The sequence below is a fragment of the Ramlibacter cellulosilyticus genome (assembly GCF_014297465.1).
GTDB lineage: Bacteria > Pseudomonadota > Gammaproteobacteria > Burkholderiales > Burkholderiaceae_C > Ramlibacter > Ramlibacter cellulosilyticus.
In genome coordinates, this window is record NZ_JACORT010000001.1 from 575,611 (window position 1) to 592,328 (window position 16,718).

The following is a 16,718-nucleotide window of genomic DNA, read 5'->3' on the forward strand; positions in this document are numbered from 1 at the left end:
CCCCATCCTGCGGCACCATGGCACCTCGAAACCCGAGGAGCTCCCCATGGATTCCGCCGTCCGCCGCCAGACATTGGCCGACCTCCTGCGCCGCAGTGCCAAGCGCTTTCCGCACAAGCCCGCGCTCGAATGCGGCACGACGCGCTGGACCTTCGCCGAGTTCGACAACGTGGTGGACCGGCTCGCGGCCGGCCTCGCACGCATGGGCGTCGCCAAGGGCACGCCGCTCGCCGTGCTCGCGCGCAACTCGCATGGCTTCGCCGCCTTGCGCTTCGCGCTCGCGCGGCTCGGCGCCGTGCTCGTCCCGATCAACTTCATGCTGAAGGCGGAGGAGGTCGCGTACATCCTGCGGCACTCCGGTGCCGGCCTGCTGGCCACCGACACCGGCCTGGCGGAGCTTGCGCGCAGCGCGGCGGCGCTGGACACGCAGGTGAAGCAGTTCCTCTGGCTGCCTTCCGAAGATCCGGCCGCCCCCGTCGCGGGCATGACGACGTTCGACGCGCTCGTCGACCGCAACGAAGCGCCGCCCGCCGTCGACCTCCGCGGCGACGACGTGCTGCAGATCGTCTACACCAGCGGCACCGAGTCCAGCCCCAAGGGCGCGATGCTCACGCACGATGCGGTGATCTGGCAGTACGCCAGTTGCGCCGTCGACGCGAGCATCGCCGCCGGCGACGTCATGCTGCATGCGCTGCCCCTCTACCACTGCGCGCAGCTCGACGTGTTCCTGGGTCCGATGGTCTACGTGGGCGGCACCAGCATCGTCACGGCCAAGCCCACGCCGGAGAACCTGCTGCCCCTGATCGCGAACCACCGCATCACGTCCTTCTTCGCGCCGCCGACGGTGTGGATCGCGCTGCTGCGCTCGCCGCTGTTCGACCAGACGGACCTCTCGTCGCTGCGCAAGGGCTACTACGGCGCGTCCATCATGCCGGTGGAAGTGCTGCGCGAGCTCGCGCGCCGCCTGCCGGACGTGGGCTTCTGGAACCTGTACGGCCAGACCGAGATCGCGCCGCTCGCCACCATGCTCGGCCCCGAGGACCAGTTGCGCAAGCCGGGCTCCTGCGGGCGCGCCGTGCTGAACGTGGAGACGCGCGTGGTCGACGACGCGATGCGCGACGTCGCGCCGGGCGAAGTGGGCGAGATCGTGCACCGTTCGCCGCACCTCATGCTGGGCTACTTCCACGACGAGGAGCGCACGCGCGCGGCCTTCGAAGGCGGCTGGTTCCACTCGGGCGACCTCGCGACGATCGACGGCGAGGGCTACATCACCGTCGTCGACCGCAAGAAGGACATGATCAAGACCGGCGGCGAGAACGTCGCGAGCCGCGAAGTCGAGGAGATGATCTACCGCCTGCCCGGCGTGTCCGAAGTGGCCGTGGTCGGCGTGCCGCACCCGCGCTGGGTGGAGGCGGTGGTCGCCGTGGTGGTGCCCAAGGCCGGACAGCAGCTCACGGAGGCCGAGGTGCTGGCGCACTGCCAGCAGCACCTCGCGGGCTTCAAGACGCCCAAGGCCGTGGTGTTCACCGAGGCGCTGCCCAAGAACCCGAGCGGCAAGCTGCTCAAGCGCGAGCTGCGCCTGCGCCACCAGGGTCATTTCGCCGGCGGGGCGACGTGAGCACGCACGCGGGCCTGCTGCTGCTCGATGCGGGCACGCTCGCGCGCCGCATCGCCGCGCGCGAAGTCTCCTGCCGCGAGCTGATGGAGGCGAGCCTCGAACGCATCGCGGCGCTCAACCCGCTGCACAACGCGATCGTCTCGCTGCGCGAGCCCGAGGTGCTGCTGGCCGAAGCCGATGCCTGCGACGCGACGCTGGCGCGGGGTGAGATCACCGGCTGGATGCACGGCTTCCCGGTCGCGGTGAAAGACCTCAGCGACGCGGCCGGCCTGCCCACCACGCTCGGTTCGCGCACGGTGCATCGGGTGCCGGAGACCGACGCGCTGTTCGTGCAGCGCATGAAGAAGGCCGGCGCGATCGTGATCGGCAAGACGAACACGCCGGAGTTCGGCCTCGGCTCGCACACCTACAACCAGGTCTTCGGCCTGACGCGCAACGCCTGGGATCCGGCGACTTCCGCCGGCGGCAGCAGCGGCGGTGCGGCGGTCGCCGTGGCCCTCGGCATGCTGCCGGTGGCGGATGGCAGCGATTTCGGCGGTTCGCTGCGCAACCCCGCGGCCTTCAACAACATCGTCGGCTTCCGCCCTTCGCGCGGCCGCGTGCCCGCGGTGCCGGCGGAAGACGTCTTCTTCCAGCAGCTCGGGACCGAAGGCCCGATGGGACGCACGACGGAAGACGTGGCGCGGCTGCTGTGCACGATGGCGGGCTGGGATGCGCGCGCGCCGCTGTCGCTCGACGAACCGCTGCCCGATCCCGCCGCCGACGACCCGATCGCCTGCGAACCCGGCAAGCGCATCGGCTGGCTGGGCCCGATCTGGCCGGACCTGCCGCTCGCGCCCGGCATCCGCGAGCTGTGCGAGGCGGCGCTGCGCAAGCTCGAGGCCGCGGGCTTCGTCGTGGAGCCCTGCACGCCGGACCTGCCGCGCGAAGTGAACTGGTCGGCCTGGCTGCGCGTGCGCCAGATGCTCACGGCGGGCAAGCTGCGCGCGCTCTACGACCAGCCGCAACTGCGCGCGCTGATGAAGCCCGCGGCGCTGTGGGAAGTGGAGCAGAGCTTCCGCCTCACGGCGGCGCAGCTGTACGAGGCCTCCGTGCAGCGCACGCAGGTCTACCAGGCCTTGCGCCGCCTGTTCGAGCGGCACGACTACCTCGTGGCGCCCGCGGCCCAGGTCTTTCCCTTCCCGGCGGAGGAGCACTGGCCGCAGGAAGTGGCCGGGGTGGCAATGGACACCTACCACCGCTGGATGGAGATCGTCACGCCGTTCTCGCTCGCGGGCCTGCCCGTCGCAAGCGTGCCGGTCGGCTTCGGGCCCGGCGGGCTGCCCATGGGCCTGCAGGTCGCCGGCCCCGCGCGGGCGGACTTCACGGTGCTGGCGCTCGCTCGCGCCTGGGAGCGCATCGCGCCCTGGAGCACGCAGCGGCCGCCGGCCGTCGCGCGCCTGGCTTGACCGCCGACACGCGCTTCGCCGCGGACGCCATGCTGGGGCGGCTCGCGCGCTGGCTGCGCGTGCTGGGCTACGACACCTGGTACGACATCGCCGTGGCCGACCCCGTGCTGGTGGAGCTCGCGCAGGCCGAGGCGCGCGTCCTCCTCACGCGCGACCGCCACCTGCTGCAGGAACTGCGGCCCGTGCGCGCGCACGAAGTGCGGCAGGACGATCCCCTGCAGCAGCTGCGTGAGCTGGTGCTCGCACTGGAGCTTCCCGGGCCGCGCATGTTGTTCACGCGCTGCCTCCTGGACAACGCGGCGCTCGTCCCGGTGCCGCCGGAGGAAGCCGAGCCCCTCCTGCCGGAAGGCGTGCGCGGGCTGGCCGCAACGGTGCGCCGCTGCCCCGCCTGCGAGCGCCTGTACTGGGATGGTTCGCACGTCCGCCGCATGCGCGCGGCGCTCGACCGCGTGCTGCCAGGCTGGGTCCAGGCCTGAGGGGAGGGGTTCCTGCGGAGGCGCACTGCCGCGCCAGCGCCTACCATCGCGGCGGCAAACACAGCAGGAGACACGCAACATGCACAAGCGCCTCTGGTTGCGCGCACTGGGCTGCGGCCTTGCCGCCGCCTGCCTCGCGGCCCCCACGCACGCCCAGGACTTTCCGCCGAAGAAGGCCGTGACGATGGTCGTCGGCTTCGCACCGGGCGGTGCCGCCGACGCGGCCGCGCGCCTGATCGCGAAGAAGCTGGGCGACAACATCGGCCAGGCGGTGGTCGTCGACAACCGCGCGGGCGCGGGCGGCAACATCGCCCACCAGCTCGTGGCGAACGGCCCCACCGACGGCTCGATGATCCTGCTGGGCTCCATCGGCCCGCTCACGATCGCGCCGCACATGATGAAGGTGGGCTACGACCCCTTCAAGGACCTGGCACCGCTGTCCGGCGGCGTGCACTTCCCGAACGTGCTCGTGGTGAACGCAGGTGCGGGCATCAAGACGCTGGCGGACTTCGTGGCTGCGGCGCGCAAGCAGCCCGGCGCCGTGACCTTCGCCTCCACCGGCGCCGGCTCCGCTTCGCACCTCACCGGCGAACTGTTCGGCCAGCAGGCGAAAGTGGAGATGGTGCACGTGCCGTACAAGGGTGGCGCCCCCGCCATGCAGGACCTGCTGGCCAACCGCTTCACCGGTTACTTCGCGGCGCCGCCCACGGCGCTGCCGCACATCGAGAGCGGCAAGCTCATCCCGCTCGCCACCACGGGCCTCGCGCGGCCGGCCTACCTGCCGAACATCCCCACCGTCGCGGAGTCCGGCTACCCCGGCTTCGAGGCCCTGAACTGGTATGCATTCGTGGCTTCCGCGAAGACGCCGGCGCCCATCCTGGACCGCTGGAACCAGGAGATCGTGAAGGTGCTCAACGACCCTTCGGTGCGGGAGCAGCTGTCGAAGCACGGCCTCACGCCGCATCCCACCACGCGGGCGGAACTGACGGACTTCATGCAGAAGGAGTCCGTGAAGTGGGGTGCGATCGTGCGCGATCGCAAGATCACGGGGGAGTAAGCCCATGCGGCGGGATGCGGAACTAAGTCCGCCCCGTCACAGGTGCGGACTTCCGTTTACATGGGGGACATGTGGCCCCCGCGGGTGCTTGCTAGATTGCGACGGCCGAAGCAAGAGACCATGAAGCTGATCCCCTTTGCCGACTTTCCATTGCAGGAACGCGATGCGCTGCACGCGGTGCTGGCCCGCCAGGGCGTGGCGCCGCAGCACGTGTGCATCTCGCGCATGCTGCCCATGCCGGGGGCGGACGACGCTGCGCTGCCGACGGTGGTGCTGGTGTCGGCGCCCGGCTGGAGCCGCACCTACGAGGGGGAGGACTGGATGCGCCAGTTCGAGGCCGACCTGGTGCGCGCGCGGCAGCGCCCGCGTCTGTCCGTGGCTTCCGGCGAAGGCGCCCCGACGTCGCCGGCGCCGCTGGGCGCGGCCTGAGCTGCCTCAGCCGCGCACGCACACGCGCAGGGCGCGCGGACGGATGCGGTAGTGCAGCGGGGTGTCCATCATCGCCACCTCGCCGTCGGTCGCCACGCGGATGCGGCGGTCGGTCGTGGCGACCTCGAAGGCCGTCCCCGTGAGCATCTCGAAATCCTCGTCCTGCCGCAGCCGGTGCGCGAGCGCGCGCAAGGCAAGCTGCACCAGCGCCAGCCGCCCGCGCCGCCGCCCGACGTAGAGCGCCAGTTCACCGCCCTGCAGCGACGCCCGCGCGCCGATCGCGAGGCCTTCCATCGTGTAGCGGTTGTTGCCGACGAACACGAACGGCGTGCGGTGCACCTGCTGTTCGCCGTCCGCTTCCACCTTCACCGCCATGCCGGGGCGTCCTTCCGTCGCGTGCAGGGTGGCGCTCGCCAGTGCGCGCCACTTGCCCTTGCCCAGGTGCAGCCGTTGCAGCTCGCGCTCGCGCACGATCTCGGGGTAGAGCCCGATGCTGGAGTTGTTGAGGAACACGCGGCCGTTCACCTCGCCGACGTCGACCTCGATCACGCGGCCCTGCGCCAGCGTGCGGATCGCATCGGCTTCCTTCAGCGGAATGCCGAGGTCTTTCGCGAAGTGGTTCAAGGTGCCGAGCGGCAGCACGCCGAGCACGGTACGCGTGTCCACGAGGCGCGAAGCGACGGCGCTTACCGTGCCGTCGCCGCCGCCGGCGACGACCAGCTCCACCCCCTCGCGACGGGCGCGGTCCACGGCGGCGAACAGTTCCTCGCCGTCGGCCGCGAGCGCCAGCTGCGCGTCCAGTCCCGCCTCCGCGCACAGGTGCCGCAGTTCCTCCACCCGCGCAGGCGCGCTGCCGGTGCCGGAACGGGCGTTGAGGAGGACGAGCGCACGCATGGCAGCGCATCATGGCCCGGAACGGGCGGCACCGGCGTCGGCCGAGGGACAATCACGCCATGGATACATTGGCAGTGGGCTGCGGCGCCGGTTTCTCCGGCGACCGCACGGACGCGGCGGCCCCGGTGGTGCGCACGCTGGTGCAGCGCGGCGGCCCGGCCGCGCTCGTCTTCGAGAACCTGGCCGAGCGCACGCTGGCCCTGCAGCACCTGGCGCGGCGGCGCGACCCCGCGCTGGGCTACGAGCCCCTGCTGGTGGAGGAATTGCGCCCCGTGCTGGCGGACTGCCTGCGGCACGGCATCACGATCGTCGGCAACTTCGGCGCGGCCAATCCGGAGGGGGCCGCGGCGGTGATCCGGCAGCTCGCGGGCGAGCTCGGCCTGCCCGCGCCCCGCATCGGCGTGGTGGGTGGCGACGACCTCTCGGACGCACGCGGGCGCGCGCTGCTGCGCGAGCGGCTCGAAGGTGGCCTGGACGAGGCACGCTTCGTCTGCGCCAACGCGTACCAGGGCGCGCAGGAGATCGCGGACGCGATCCGCGCCGGCGCGCAGGTGGTGGTCACCGGCCGCGTGGCCGATCCCTCGCTGGTGCTGGGCCCCGCGATGGCGCACTACGGCTGGGACGCGCGCGACTGGGACCGCCTCGCCGGCGGCACCATGGCAGGCCACCTGCTGGAGTGCGGCGCGCAGGTCACGGGCGGCTACTTCGCCGACCCGGGCAAGAAGGACGTGCCGGGCATGGAGGACGTCGGCTTTCCCATCGCCGAGATCGCGGAAGACGGCAGCTGCATCGTCGGCAAGGCGGCGGGCACCGGCGGCCTGGTCGATGCGCGCACGGTGAAGGAGCAACTGCTGTACGAGGTGCACGACCCGGCCGCGTACGTGACGCCCGACGTCGTGGCGGACCTCACGCAGGCGACGGTCACCGAGCTCGGGCGCGACCGCGTGCGCCTCTCCGGCGTGAAGGGCCATGCGCGCACGCCCACGCTCAAGGCGCTGGCCTTCTTCGACGGCGGCTGGCTCGGCGAGGCGGAGATCTCCTATGCGGGGCCCAACGCGGAAGCGCGCGCCCGGCTCGCGATGGACATGATGCGCAAGCGCCTGGAAGGCGTGCTGCCCCTGCGCTGCGACCTGATCGGCGTCAGCAGCATCCTCGGCGACGACGCCGGCGAGCTGCTCGCGGGGCTGCCGAAAGGCGATGCGCGCGACGTGCGCCTGCGCGTCGCGGGCCGCCACGAGGAGGCCGCCCCGGTCGAACGGCTGCTGCGCGAAGTCACCGCGCTGTGGACGGGCGGGCCCGCCGGGGGCGGAGGGGTGCGCACCGCGCGCCGCCAGCGGCTCTCCAGCCGTGCCTGCCTCGTGCCGCGCGAGCTCGTGCCCGCCACCTGGCGCATCGCCTGAGGAAGAGCATGGCCGAGACTGCACTCTACGAACTCGCCCACGGCCGCACCGGCGACAAGGGCAACCGCATCAACATCAGCGTGATCGCCTACCGCGAGCAGGACTGGCCCTTGCTGGTCGAACAGCTCACGGAGGCGCGCGTCGCCGCCCACTTCGGCTACCGCCATCCCGCGGCCGTGCAGCGCTACCTGCTGCCCCGCCTGGGCGCGATGAACTTCGTGCTGGACGAGGTGCTGGACGGGGGCGTCAACGACGCGCTGAACCTGGACATGCACGGCAAGGGCCTGTCCTTCCACCTCCTGGCCCTGAAGCTGCAAGTTCCCTGACGCCCCGCGCCTCCTGACATACCCCATGAAGGGGCGGGCATCGTTCTTGCCAGAATGACTCCCCGTCGGGGTCCCTCGCAGCCCCGCGAAAGGGCTGGCCGCATGACCTGGTCGATTCTGGCGCGCGATGAGGCGGGACGCTTCGGCGTCGCGATCGCCAGCCGCTTCTTCGCGGTCGGCGCGCTCACGGTGCACACCCGCCGCGGCGTGGGCGCGCTCGCGACGCAGGCGCTGATGAATCCCTTGTACGGGCCGCGCGGCATGGACCTGCTGGCCCAAGGCCGTGCGCCGGACGAGGTGGTGCAGGCGCTCACGTCGGGCGATGCGGGACGCGAGCACCGGCAGGTGCACGTGCTGCCCGCGCGCGGTGCGCCGGCGGCGTGGACCGGTGCATCCTGCATCGATTGGTGCGGCCACACGCTGGGGGAAGACTTCAGCGTGGCCGGCAACATGCTGGCGGGCCCGCAGGTCGTGCAGGCGACGGCGGAGGCCTTCCTTGCGACGCGCGGCCAGGACCTGGCCGAACGCCTGCTGGCCGCACTGGCCGCCGGCGAGGACGCGGGCGGCGACAAGCGCGGCAAGCAGGCCGCCGCCTTGCGCATCCATGCCGACGAAGACCATCCCCAGCTGGACATCCGCGTCGACGACCACGCGGAGCCCGTGCGCGAACTGCGGCGCCTCTACGCCGTGAGCCTCGAGCGCTACCAGCCTTTCATGGCCTGCCTCGCGGGCCGGCACGATCCGGCGGGCATCACCGACCGCGCCGTGATCGAGGAACGCATCGCGGCCTTCCACCGCGCGCGGGGAGGGCGCGCCTGATGGCCGTGCTGGAAGTGCGCGGCCTGCGCACGGAGTTCCGCACCGACGGCGGAACCTTCGCCGCCGTCGACGGCGTGGACTTCACGGTGGAGGCGGGCCGCACGCTCGCGATCGTGGGCGAGTCGGGTTGCGGCAAGAGCGTGACGGCGCTTTCCATCATGGGACTGGTCCCCGCCGCGGGACGCGTCGCAGGCGGCTCGATCCGCTTCGAAGGGCGCGAGCTGGTGGGCGCGGCCAAGCGCGATCTGCTGGACTTGCGCGGCAACGGCATGGCCATGATCTTCCAGGAGCCGATGACCTCGCTGAACCCCGCCTTCCCCATCGGCGAGCAGATCGTCGAAGGCCTGCTGCGGCACTGGCCCGTGTCGCGCGCCGAGGCGCAGGAGCGGGCGCTCGAGGTGCTGCGGCAGGTGCGCATCCCGGCACCGGAACAGCGCTTCCACGAGTATCCGCACAAGCTCTCCGGCGGCATGCGCCAGCGCGCGATGATCGCGATGGCGCTGGCGTGCCGGCCGCGGCTGCTGATCGCCGACGAGCCGACCACCGCGCTCGACGTCACCATCCAGGCGCAGATCCTGGAGCTGATGCGCACGCTGCAGGCGGAGACGGGGACCGCCGTCATCCTGATCACGCACGACCTCGGCGTCGTGGCCGAAGTGGCGGACGAAGTCGCCGTGATGTACTCGGGCCGCGTGGTGGAGCGCGCGTCGGCGCAGGCCTTGTTCGACCAGCCGCAGCATCCGTATACGGTGGGCCTGCTCGGATCCATCCCCCGCCTCGACGTGGCGCAGGAGCGGCTCGCCGCGATCGAGGGGCAGGTGCCCGATCCGCTGCGCCGGCCCGCGGGCTGCAGCTTCGCCGACCGCTGCCCGTTCGCGGTGGCGCGCTGCCGTGCCGAAGCGCCGCCGTTGCGCGAAGTGGCGGCTGCGCACCAGTCCGCGTGCTGGCGCGCGCCGCTCGATCCCGACGTGCTCGTGCCCCATGCGCCCGAGGTGGCGCTCGCGCCATGAAGGTCGCAACGCCGCTCGTGCAGGCCGAGGGCCTGGTGAAGCACTTCCCCGTGCGGCGCGGGTTGTTCGGGCGCGTGCAGGGCCTGGTGCGCGCGGTGGACGGCGTGGACGTGCAGGTGGCCGCCGGCGAGACGCTGGGCGTGGTGGGCGAGTCGGGCTGCGGCAAGTCGACGCTCGGCCGCATGCTGCTGCGGCTGATCGAGCCGACCGCGGGCCGCATGCTCTTCGAAGGCGAAGACCTGGGCGCGCTCGCACCCGCGCAGCTGCGCGCGCGCCGGCGCGCCATGCAGCTGATCTTCCAGGACCCGTATTCCTCGCTCAACCCGCGCATGACGGTGGGCCAGGCGCTCACCGAGCCGCTGCGCCTGCACGGCCTGCACGCGGGCCGCGAGCGCGAGCGGGTGGAGGCGCTCTTGCACACGGTGGGGCTCGCGCCCGGGCATGCGCTGCGCTACCCGCACGAATTCTCGGGCGGCCAGCGGCAGCGCGTGGGCATCGCGCGGGCGCTGGCGGGCGAGCCGAAGCTGGTCGTGTGCGACGAGGCCGTGTCCGCGCTGGACGTTTCGGTGCAGGCGCAGGTGGTGAACCTGCTGCAGGACCTGCAGCGCCGCTTCGGGCTGGCCTACGTGTTCATCGCGCACGACCTCGCGGTCGTCAAGCACATCGCGCACCGCGTGGCCGTGATGTACCTCGGGCGGGTGGTGGAGATCGCCGGCAAGGACGCGCTCTTCGCGACGCCGCGGCATCCGTACACGCAGGCGCTGCTCGCGGCCATCCCGCGGCCGGAGCCGGCCCTGCATCGCACGCGTGCCGTGCTGGGCGGCGACGTGCCGAGCCCGCTGCACCCGCCACCGGGCTGCCACTTCCACACGCGCTGCCCGCATGCGCGCGAGCTGTGCGCGCACGAAGTGCCGCCGCTCGAAGCCACGCCGGACGGCCATGCCGCCGCGTGCCATTTCTGGCGCGAGCTCGCGGCGCAGGCCCCCGCGCCGCAAGCCATCGCTTTCTTCCCGGCCCGCCAGCGCCTCGCGCGCCTGCAAGCGGCGTTCGTCGCACCGGATTCGCAGACCTTCACCTCGTCAACGGAGAGCCCATGATGGAACAACGATCCAGACGCATCCTGCTCGCCCTGGCCCTCGCGGCCGGCGCCGCCGCCGCGCAGGCGCAGACCCTGCGCATCGGCCTGGCGGAAGACCCCGACGCGCTCGACCCCTCGCTCGCGCGCAGCTTCGTGGGGCGGGTGGTCTTCGCGAGCCTGTGCGACAAGCTGTTCGACATCGACGAGAAGCTCGGCATCGTCCCGCAGCTCGCCACCGGCTACGAGTGGGCGGCCGACGGCAAGGCGGTCACGCTCAAGCTGCGCCAGGGCGTCACCTTCCACGACGGCGAGAAGTTCGACGCCGCCGCGGTGAAGTACAACATCGAGCGACACAAGACCATGCCCGGCTCCAACCGGCGCGGCGAGCTCGCGCCGGTGGCGGGCGTGGACGTGGTGGATCCCTCCACCGTGCGGCTGAACCTGTCCGCGCCGTTCTCGCCGCTGCTGGCGCAGCTGACCGACCGCGCCGGCATGATGGTGTCGCCCAAGGCGGCGCAGGCCGCGGGCGACAAGTTCGCGACGCATCCGGTGTGCTCGGGCCCGTACAGGTTCGTCGAGCGCGTGCCGCAGGACCGCATCGTGCTGGAGCGCTACGCGAACTACTGGAACAAGGGCGCGGTCCACTTCGACAAGGTGGTCTACACCCCCATCCCGGATGCGACGGTGCGTCTCGCGAACCTGCGCTCGGGGCAGCTGGACTTCATCGAGCGGGTCGCCCCCAGCGACATGGAGAAGATCGTCGCGGAGAAGAAGTTCAAGACCGCGAGCATCACCGAGATCGGCTACCAGGGCATCACGATCAACGTCGGCAAGAGCGACAAGGCGAAGGCGAATCCCCTGGGCCGCGACGCGCGGGTGCGCGAGGCCTTCGAGCTCTCGCTCGACCGGCAGGGCCTGGTGCAGGTGGTGATGGACAACGAGGCCATCGTCGGCAACCAGTGGGTGCCGCCCACGAACCAGTGGTACGCGAAGAACGTGCCGGTCCCGAAGCGCGACATCGCCCGCGCGAAGCAGCTGCTGAAGGAAGCGGGCGTGCCCAACCCGAGCTTCACGCTCGTCACGCCCACGACGTCGGACGCGCAGCGCATCGCGCTGGTGGTGCAGGCCATGACGCGCGAGGCGGGCTTCGACGTGAAGATCCAGGCCGCCGAATTCGCGACTTCGCTGAACATGGCGGACAAGGGTGACTTCGAAGCCTACGTGCTCGCCTGGAGCGGCCGGCCGGACCCGGACGGCAACCTGTACAGCTTCCACGCCTGCAAGCAGCCGCTCAACTACGCGGGCTACTGCGATCCCGAGACCGACAAGCTGATCAACGCCTCGCGCGAGGCCCGCGACCCGGCGGAACGCAAGAAGATCTTCGAACAAGTCGCCGCCCGCGTGCTCAAGGAGCGGCCGGTCATCTACATCTACCACCGCAAGTGGCTGTGGGCATACAACCCGAAGCTCACGGGCGTGCGCCAGATCCCGGACGGCCTGCTGCGGGTGCAGGGGTTGAAGATGTGAAAGGCGGACAGCCGGACATCCGAACGCAAAGGACGCAAAGGATTCGCAAAGGACGCAAAAGAAACCAATTCCCTTGATGGCTGTTCTTTTGCGACCTTTGCGTAACCTTTGCGACCTCTGCGTTCGGATGTCCGTTCCCGTTCCCGTCTCCTAGCATGCTCGACTACCTCCTCCGCCGCCTCGCGCAGCTGATTCCCACCCTCGTGCTGGTGTCCATGCTGATCTTCGGGTTGCAGCAACTGCTGCCTGGCGATCCGGCGAAGATCCTGGCGGGGGAGGAGCAGGACCCGACGGTCGTCGCGTACCTGCGGCAGAAGATGCACCTCGACGAGCCGCTGCCGGTCCGCTACGCGTACTGGGTCGGCGGCGTGCTCAAGGGCGACCTTGGAGAGTCCATCCGCAACCAGCAGCCGGTGCTGTCGCTGGTGGCGCAGAAGCTGCCGGTGACGCTGCAGCTCGCATTCATGGCGATCACCATCGCGCTGCTGATCGGGATCCCCGCGGGAATCGTGTCGGCGGTGGGCAAGGGCACGGCCTGGGACTGGGCCGCGAACGTCTTCGCCTTGTGGGGCATCTCCACGCCCAACTTCTGGCTGGGCATCCTGCTGATCCTGCTGTTCGCGGTGAACCTGGGGTGGCTGCCGGCTTCCGGGTACGTGAGCCCGTTCGAGGACCTCGGCGCCAACCTGAAGGCGATGATCATGCCGGCCTTCGTGCTGGGGAACGCCATCGCCGCCGTGCTGATGCGGCACACGCGCAGCGCGATGCTGCAGGTGCTGTCGGCCGACTACGTCCGCACCGCGCGGGCGAAGGGCCTGTCCGAGCGCACCGTCGTCCTGAAGCACGCGCTGCGCAACGCGCTCACGCCGGTGATCACGCTGGGCGCGCTGGAACTCGGCACGCTGCTTTCGGGCGCGGTGCTGACCGAGCAGGTCTTCACGATCCCCGGCTTCGGCAAGCTGATCGTCGACGCGGTGTTCAACCGCGACTACGCCGTGGTGCAAGGCGTCGTGCTCGTGACCGCGACGGCGTACATGCTGCTCAACCTGCTGGCCGACCTGGCTTACTTCGTGGTGAATCCGCGCCTGCGGCATTGAACATGGCAGCCGTCCTTCCCGTTCCCGCCACCGCCACGCCGGCAACGATGCCCGCGGGCCCGTGGCGCCGTGCCTGGCGACGCCTGCGCCGCCGGCCGTCCGCGATGCTGGGGCTGGTGGTCGTGCTCGCCTTCATCGCACTGGCCTTGTGCGCGCCCTGGGTCTCGCCCATGGACCCGATCGCCACGAGCTGGAGCGCGATCCGCAAGGCGCCGTCCGCGGAGCACTGGTTCGGCACCGACGAGATCGGGCGCGACGTGCTCTCGCGCGTGATCTGGGGCACGCGGGCCTCGCTGCTCGCGGGCGTGGTGTCGGTATCCATTTCGCTCCTCATCGGCGTGCCGATCGGCATGGCCGCCGGCTTCCTGGGCGGCTGGGTGGACGCGGTGGTCTCGCGCATCACCGACGCCTTCCTGGCCTGTCCCTTCCTGATCCTCGCGATCGCGCTCGCCGCCTTCCTCGGCCCCAGCCTCACGAACGCCATGGTGGCCATCGGCGTGTCGGCCGCGCCGATCTTCGTGCGGCTCACGCGCGGGCAGGTGCTGGCCGTGAAGGTGGAGGATTACGTCGAAGCGGCGCGCGCGGTCGGCAACCCGCCGCTGCGCATCGCGCTGCGCCACATCCTGCCGAACATCACGGCGCCGCTGATGGTGCAGGCCACGCTCGCGATCGCCGCCGCGGTGATCGCCGAAGCCAGCCTGTCGTTCCTGGGCCTCGGGCAGCAGCCGCCGGCGCCGAGCTGGGGCAGCATGCTGAACACGGCCAAGAACTTCATCGACAACGCGCCGTGGATGGCGATCTGGCCGGGCGTGGCGATCTTCCTGCTGGTGCTGTCGTTCAACCTGCTGGGGGATGGGTTGCGGGATGCGCTGGATCCGAGGGCGTGAGGGGTTGCTGGGGTTCGCTTCGCGAAACCCAGCCTACCGCCGGATTGCACGGCGAACGTCGGGGCCCGTAGGCTGGGTTGCGCGCAGCGCACCCCAGCGATGCGTCACCCGAAATGCCGATCGACCACCAGCTCGATCTTCACGTCCTCCACCAGCTCCTGCATCACCACCGGTTCCCCCGATCGCACCTCGCACGTGATCACCAGCCGCCGCTGGCCGAACCACCGGGTGGAGAGCGGCTCGCAGGAGCCGACGAACACCAGCCGCGGCTTCAGGCTGCGCAGCAGGTCGCCCTCCTTGCGCAGGAACACGCCGGAGCCGAGGCCCAGCCCCTCGGGCAGGCGGCGGACCTCCGCCGTCCACGCGCCGTCGGGCGAGGGCGTGCCGGTGGTGTCCACCAAGGGGTACTCCGAGCGCCAGCGCGCCTCGCGAAAGGCGAACACGGCCGCCGCGAGGAGCAGCAGGACGGCGACGAGGACGAGGAATGCGCGAAATTTCACGTCGGGGGCTTTCGTGCGGCCTGCGAATGTAACGCCCCTTGCGTGCGCCCGGTCCGCTGCCAACTATCCGTCCGTGGCCCGCTCCGGGCCCTGACGAAGGAACGAAGCATGTTCAAGCGCCTGACCCTCCTGTGGACCGTGCTGCGCGGCGACGCCCGGCAGCTCTGGGCGGCCCTGCGCCACCCGGCCGCGCCGGGTTGGCTGAAACTGGGCACCGCCCTCATCGTCCTGTACGTGCTCTCGCCCATCGACCTGGTGCCCGACTTCATCCCGGGCCTGGGCATGGTGGACGACATCGTGCTGGTGCCGCTGGCGATCCGCTGGCTGCTGCAGCGCCTGCCGCCGGCGCTGCGCGAGGCCGCGGCGCGGCGCCGCTGACCGGCGGGGCTTGCGCATCCGCGCCGGGGCAGGCCAATAATCGGCCATGCCCCGGCCCGGCTGGATCCCATCGTCCCTGCGCGAGCGCCCGGCCCTGGCCGCGCTGCTGCTGGCGGCCTGCCTGCCCGCGGGGTGCAGCCGCGGCGGCGACGCGCCGTGGTCCGGCTATGCCGAAGGCGACTACGTCTACGTGGCCGCGCCGCTCGCCGGCACGCTGGCCACGCTGCGCGTGCAGGCGGGCCAGCAGGTCCGCCAGGGCCAGCCCCTGTTCTCCCTCGATGCCGAATCGGAACGCGCCGCCCGCGAGGAAGCGCAGGCGCGCCTGGCCGCAGCCCGCTTCCAGGCGGCCAACACGGAGAAAGGCCGCCGGCCGCCGGAAATCGCCATGACGCAGGCGCAGCTGGTGCAGGCGCGCGCGCAGCTGGACCTCGCGCGGCGCGAGCTGGCGCGCAAGACGCCGCTGGGCCCCAGCGGCGCCGTTTCGCGCGAGGAGATCGACGCGGCGCGCAGCGCGGTGGACCAGGCGCAGGCACGCGTCGCCGAACTGGAGGCTTCGCTGCGCGTCGCGCAACTGCCTTCGCGCACCGACGAACGCGGCGCCGCGGAAGCGCAGGTGGAAGCCGCGCGCCAGGTGCTGCGCCAGAACGCCTGGCGCGAAGCGCAGAAGGGCCAGGACGCGCCGGCCGATGCCGTGGTGAGCGACACCTTCTTCCGTCCCGGCGAGTTCGTCGCGGCAGGGCAGCCGGTGCTGTCGCTGCTGCCGCCCGGCAACCTCAAGGCGCGCTTCTACGTGGCCGAAGCCGAGCTCGCGCGCATCGCGCCGGGCCAGGAGGTGCGCCTGTCCTGCGACGGCTGCGGCCACCCCATCGCCGCGCGCGTGAGCTTCATCGCGACGCAACCCGAGTACACGCCGCCGGTCATCTACTCCAACGCGCAGCGCAGCAAGCTGGTGTTCCTCGTGGAGGCGCGGCCGGTGTCGGCGGCGGATGCGACGCGGCTGCGTCCCGGGCAGCCGCTGGACGTGCGGCCGGCGCCCAGGCCATGACCGCGTTGGCGATCGACGTACGCGGCCTGACGAAGCGCTATGGCAAGCGTGCCGTCGTCGATCGCGTCGACCTGCAGGTCGCCACCGGCCGCATCTGCGGCTTCCTCGGCCCGAACGGCAGCGGCAAGACCACCACCATCCGCATGCTGTGCGGGCTGCTGCGGCCGGATGCGGGCGAAGGCCGCTGCCTCGGCTTCGACGTGCTGCGCCAGTCGCGCGAGATCAAGCTGCAGTCCGGCTACATGACGCAGAAGTTCGGGCTCTACGAGGACCTCTCCATCCGCGAGAACCTGGACTTCGTCGCGCGCCTCTTCCAGTTGCCGGAGCGCGAACGCGCGGTGGACGACGCGGTGCGGCGGCTCGGCCTCGTGGAGCGCCAGCAGCAGCTCGCCGGCACGCTCTCCGGCGGCTGGAAGCAGCGCCTCGCGCTCGCCGCGTGCCTGATCCACGCACCGCGCCTGCTGCTGCTCGACGAACCCACGGCCGGCGTGGACCCGAAGGCGCGGCGCGAGTTCTGGGACCACATCCGCGCCCTCGCGGACGAAGGCATGACGGTGCTGGTCTCGACGCACTACATGGACGAGGCCGAGCGCTGCGACGAGCTCGCGTACATCGCCTACGGCGCGCTGCTCGCGCGCGGCACGGCGCCCGAGGTGGTGCAGCAGGCGGGGCTGCCGGAAGGCGCATCGCTGGAGGAAGCGTTCGTGCAGCTGATCGCCCGCGCGCAGG

The 16,718-nt window shown here is 71.6% G+C and carries 17 protein-coding genes and 1 pseudogene; 16 read left to right on the forward strand and 2 right to left on the reverse strand.

Annotated features, from left to right (window positions below):
- The first annotated feature begins 46 nt into the window (after positions 1–46).
- The 5 genes from H8N03_RS02835 (at position 47) to H8N03_RS02855 (ending at position 5,028) form a co-directional block, all read left to right on the forward strand.
- On the forward strand, positions 47–1,618 hold the full coding sequence (locus H8N03_RS02835) for an acyl-CoA synthetase (protein WP_187074599.1): 1,572 nt from the start codon (positions 47–49) through the stop codon (positions 1,616–1,618).
- Positions 1,615–3,066 carry an amidase gene (locus H8N03_RS02840; RefSeq protein ID WP_187074600.1) on the forward strand — a complete coding sequence of 484 codons (1,452 nt, stop codon included), beginning with the start codon at positions 1,615–1,617 and terminating at the stop codon, positions 3,064–3,066. The genes H8N03_RS02835 and H8N03_RS02840 overlap by 4 nt, the downstream gene beginning before the upstream one ends.
- Entirely contained in the window at positions 3,063–3,542 is a 480-nt protein-coding gene (locus H8N03_RS02845; RefSeq protein WP_187074601.1) for a Mut7-C RNAse domain-containing protein, read from the forward strand. The genes H8N03_RS02840 and H8N03_RS02845 overlap by 4 nt, the downstream gene beginning before the upstream one ends.
- Positions 3,543–3,621: 79 nt before the next feature.
- A complete protein-coding gene (locus H8N03_RS02850) occupies positions 3,622–4,599 on the forward strand; it encodes a Bug family tripartite tricarboxylate transporter substrate binding protein (RefSeq protein WP_187074602.1) in 978 nt (325 codons plus the stop codon).
- A 120-nt stretch (positions 4,600–4,719) separates the two neighbouring features.
- A complete protein-coding gene (locus tag H8N03_RS02855; RefSeq protein WP_187074603.1) occupies positions 4,720–5,028 on the forward strand; it encodes a hypothetical protein in 309 nt (102 codons plus the stop codon).
- 6 nt (positions 5,029–5,034) lie between these two features.
- Here H8N03_RS02855 and H8N03_RS02860 read toward each other — a convergent pair whose 3' ends face one another.
- A complete protein-coding gene (locus H8N03_RS02860) occupies positions 5,035–5,922 on the reverse strand; it encodes a diacylglycerol/lipid kinase family protein (protein WP_187074604.1) in 888 nt (295 codons plus the stop codon).
- 59 nt (positions 5,923–5,981) lie between these two features.
- Here H8N03_RS02860 and H8N03_RS02865 point away from each other — a divergent pair, with 59 nt between their 5' ends.
- From H8N03_RS02865 to H8N03_RS02900, 8 genes are all read left to right on the forward strand, one after another.
- Entirely contained in the window at positions 5,982–7,322 is a 1,341-nt protein-coding gene (locus H8N03_RS02865; protein WP_187074605.1) for an acyclic terpene utilization AtuA family protein, read from the forward strand.
- Between the two features lie 8 nt (positions 7,323–7,330).
- Positions 7,331–7,648, forward strand: a complete 318-nt coding sequence (locus H8N03_RS02870) for an AtuA-related protein (RefSeq protein ID WP_187074606.1) — start codon at positions 7,331–7,333, stop codon at positions 7,646–7,648.
- Positions 7,649–7,750: 102 nt separating this feature from the next.
- Entirely contained in the window at positions 7,751–8,467 is a 717-nt protein-coding gene (locus H8N03_RS02875; RefSeq protein ID WP_187074607.1) for a DUF1028 domain-containing protein, read from the forward strand.
- Positions 8,467–9,477, forward strand: coding sequence for an ABC transporter ATP-binding protein (locus H8N03_RS02880; protein WP_187074608.1), 1,011 nt, complete (start codon positions 8,467–8,469; stop codon positions 9,475–9,477). Before H8N03_RS02875 ends, H8N03_RS02880 begins: the two co-directional genes overlap by 1 nt.
- Complete coding sequence (locus H8N03_RS02885; RefSeq protein ID WP_187074609.1) at positions 9,474–10,574, forward strand: ABC transporter ATP-binding protein; 1,101 nt, start codon at positions 9,474–9,476, stop codon at positions 10,572–10,574. Before H8N03_RS02880 ends, H8N03_RS02885 begins: the two co-directional genes overlap by 4 nt.
- Positions 10,571–12,082 carry an ABC transporter substrate-binding protein gene (locus H8N03_RS02890; RefSeq protein WP_222622792.1) on the forward strand — a complete coding sequence of 504 codons (1,512 nt, stop codon included), beginning with the start codon at positions 10,571–10,573 and terminating at the stop codon, positions 12,080–12,082. Before H8N03_RS02885 ends, H8N03_RS02890 begins: the two co-directional genes overlap by 4 nt.
- Before the next feature lie 155 nt (positions 12,083–12,237).
- Positions 12,238–13,179, forward strand: a complete 942-nt coding sequence (locus tag H8N03_RS02895) for an ABC transporter permease (protein ID WP_187074610.1) — start codon at positions 12,238–12,240, stop codon at positions 13,177–13,179.
- A gap of 2 nt (positions 13,180–13,181) precedes the next feature.
- Positions 13,182–14,066 (forward strand): ABC transporter permease, encoded by an 885-nt coding sequence (locus H8N03_RS02900; RefSeq protein ID WP_187074611.1) that lies wholly within the window; start codon positions 13,182–13,184, stop codon positions 14,064–14,066.
- A gap of 104 nt (positions 14,067–14,170) precedes the next feature.
- On the opposite strand, the gene H8N03_RS02905 is transcribed toward H8N03_RS02900, so the two are convergent.
- Positions 14,171–14,566 (reverse strand): hypothetical protein, encoded by a 396-nt coding sequence (locus H8N03_RS02905; protein ID WP_187074612.1) that lies wholly within the window; start codon positions 14,564–14,566, stop codon positions 14,171–14,173.
- 108 nt (positions 14,567–14,674) lie between these two features.
- Here H8N03_RS02905 and H8N03_RS02910 point away from each other — a divergent pair, with 108 nt between their 5' ends.
- The 3 genes and pseudogenes from H8N03_RS02910 to H8N03_RS02920 form a co-directional block, all read left to right on the forward strand.
- Positions 14,675–14,944 carry a YkvA family protein gene (locus H8N03_RS02910; RefSeq protein ID WP_187074613.1) on the forward strand — a complete coding sequence of 90 codons (270 nt, stop codon included), beginning with the start codon at positions 14,675–14,677 and terminating at the stop codon, positions 14,942–14,944.
- 46 nt (positions 14,945–14,990) lie between these two features.
- Positions 14,991–15,989 carry an HlyD family secretion protein gene (locus H8N03_RS02915; RefSeq protein ID WP_187074614.1) on the forward strand — a complete coding sequence of 333 codons (999 nt, stop codon included), beginning with the start codon at positions 14,991–14,993 and terminating at the stop codon, positions 15,987–15,989.
- Positions 15,986–16,687, forward strand: a pseudogene (locus H8N03_RS02920) (ABC transporter ATP-binding protein); the annotation flags it as partial. The gene H8N03_RS02915 and the pseudogene H8N03_RS02920, both read left to right, overlap by 4 nt.
- Positions 16,688–16,718: the final 31 nt, after the last annotated feature.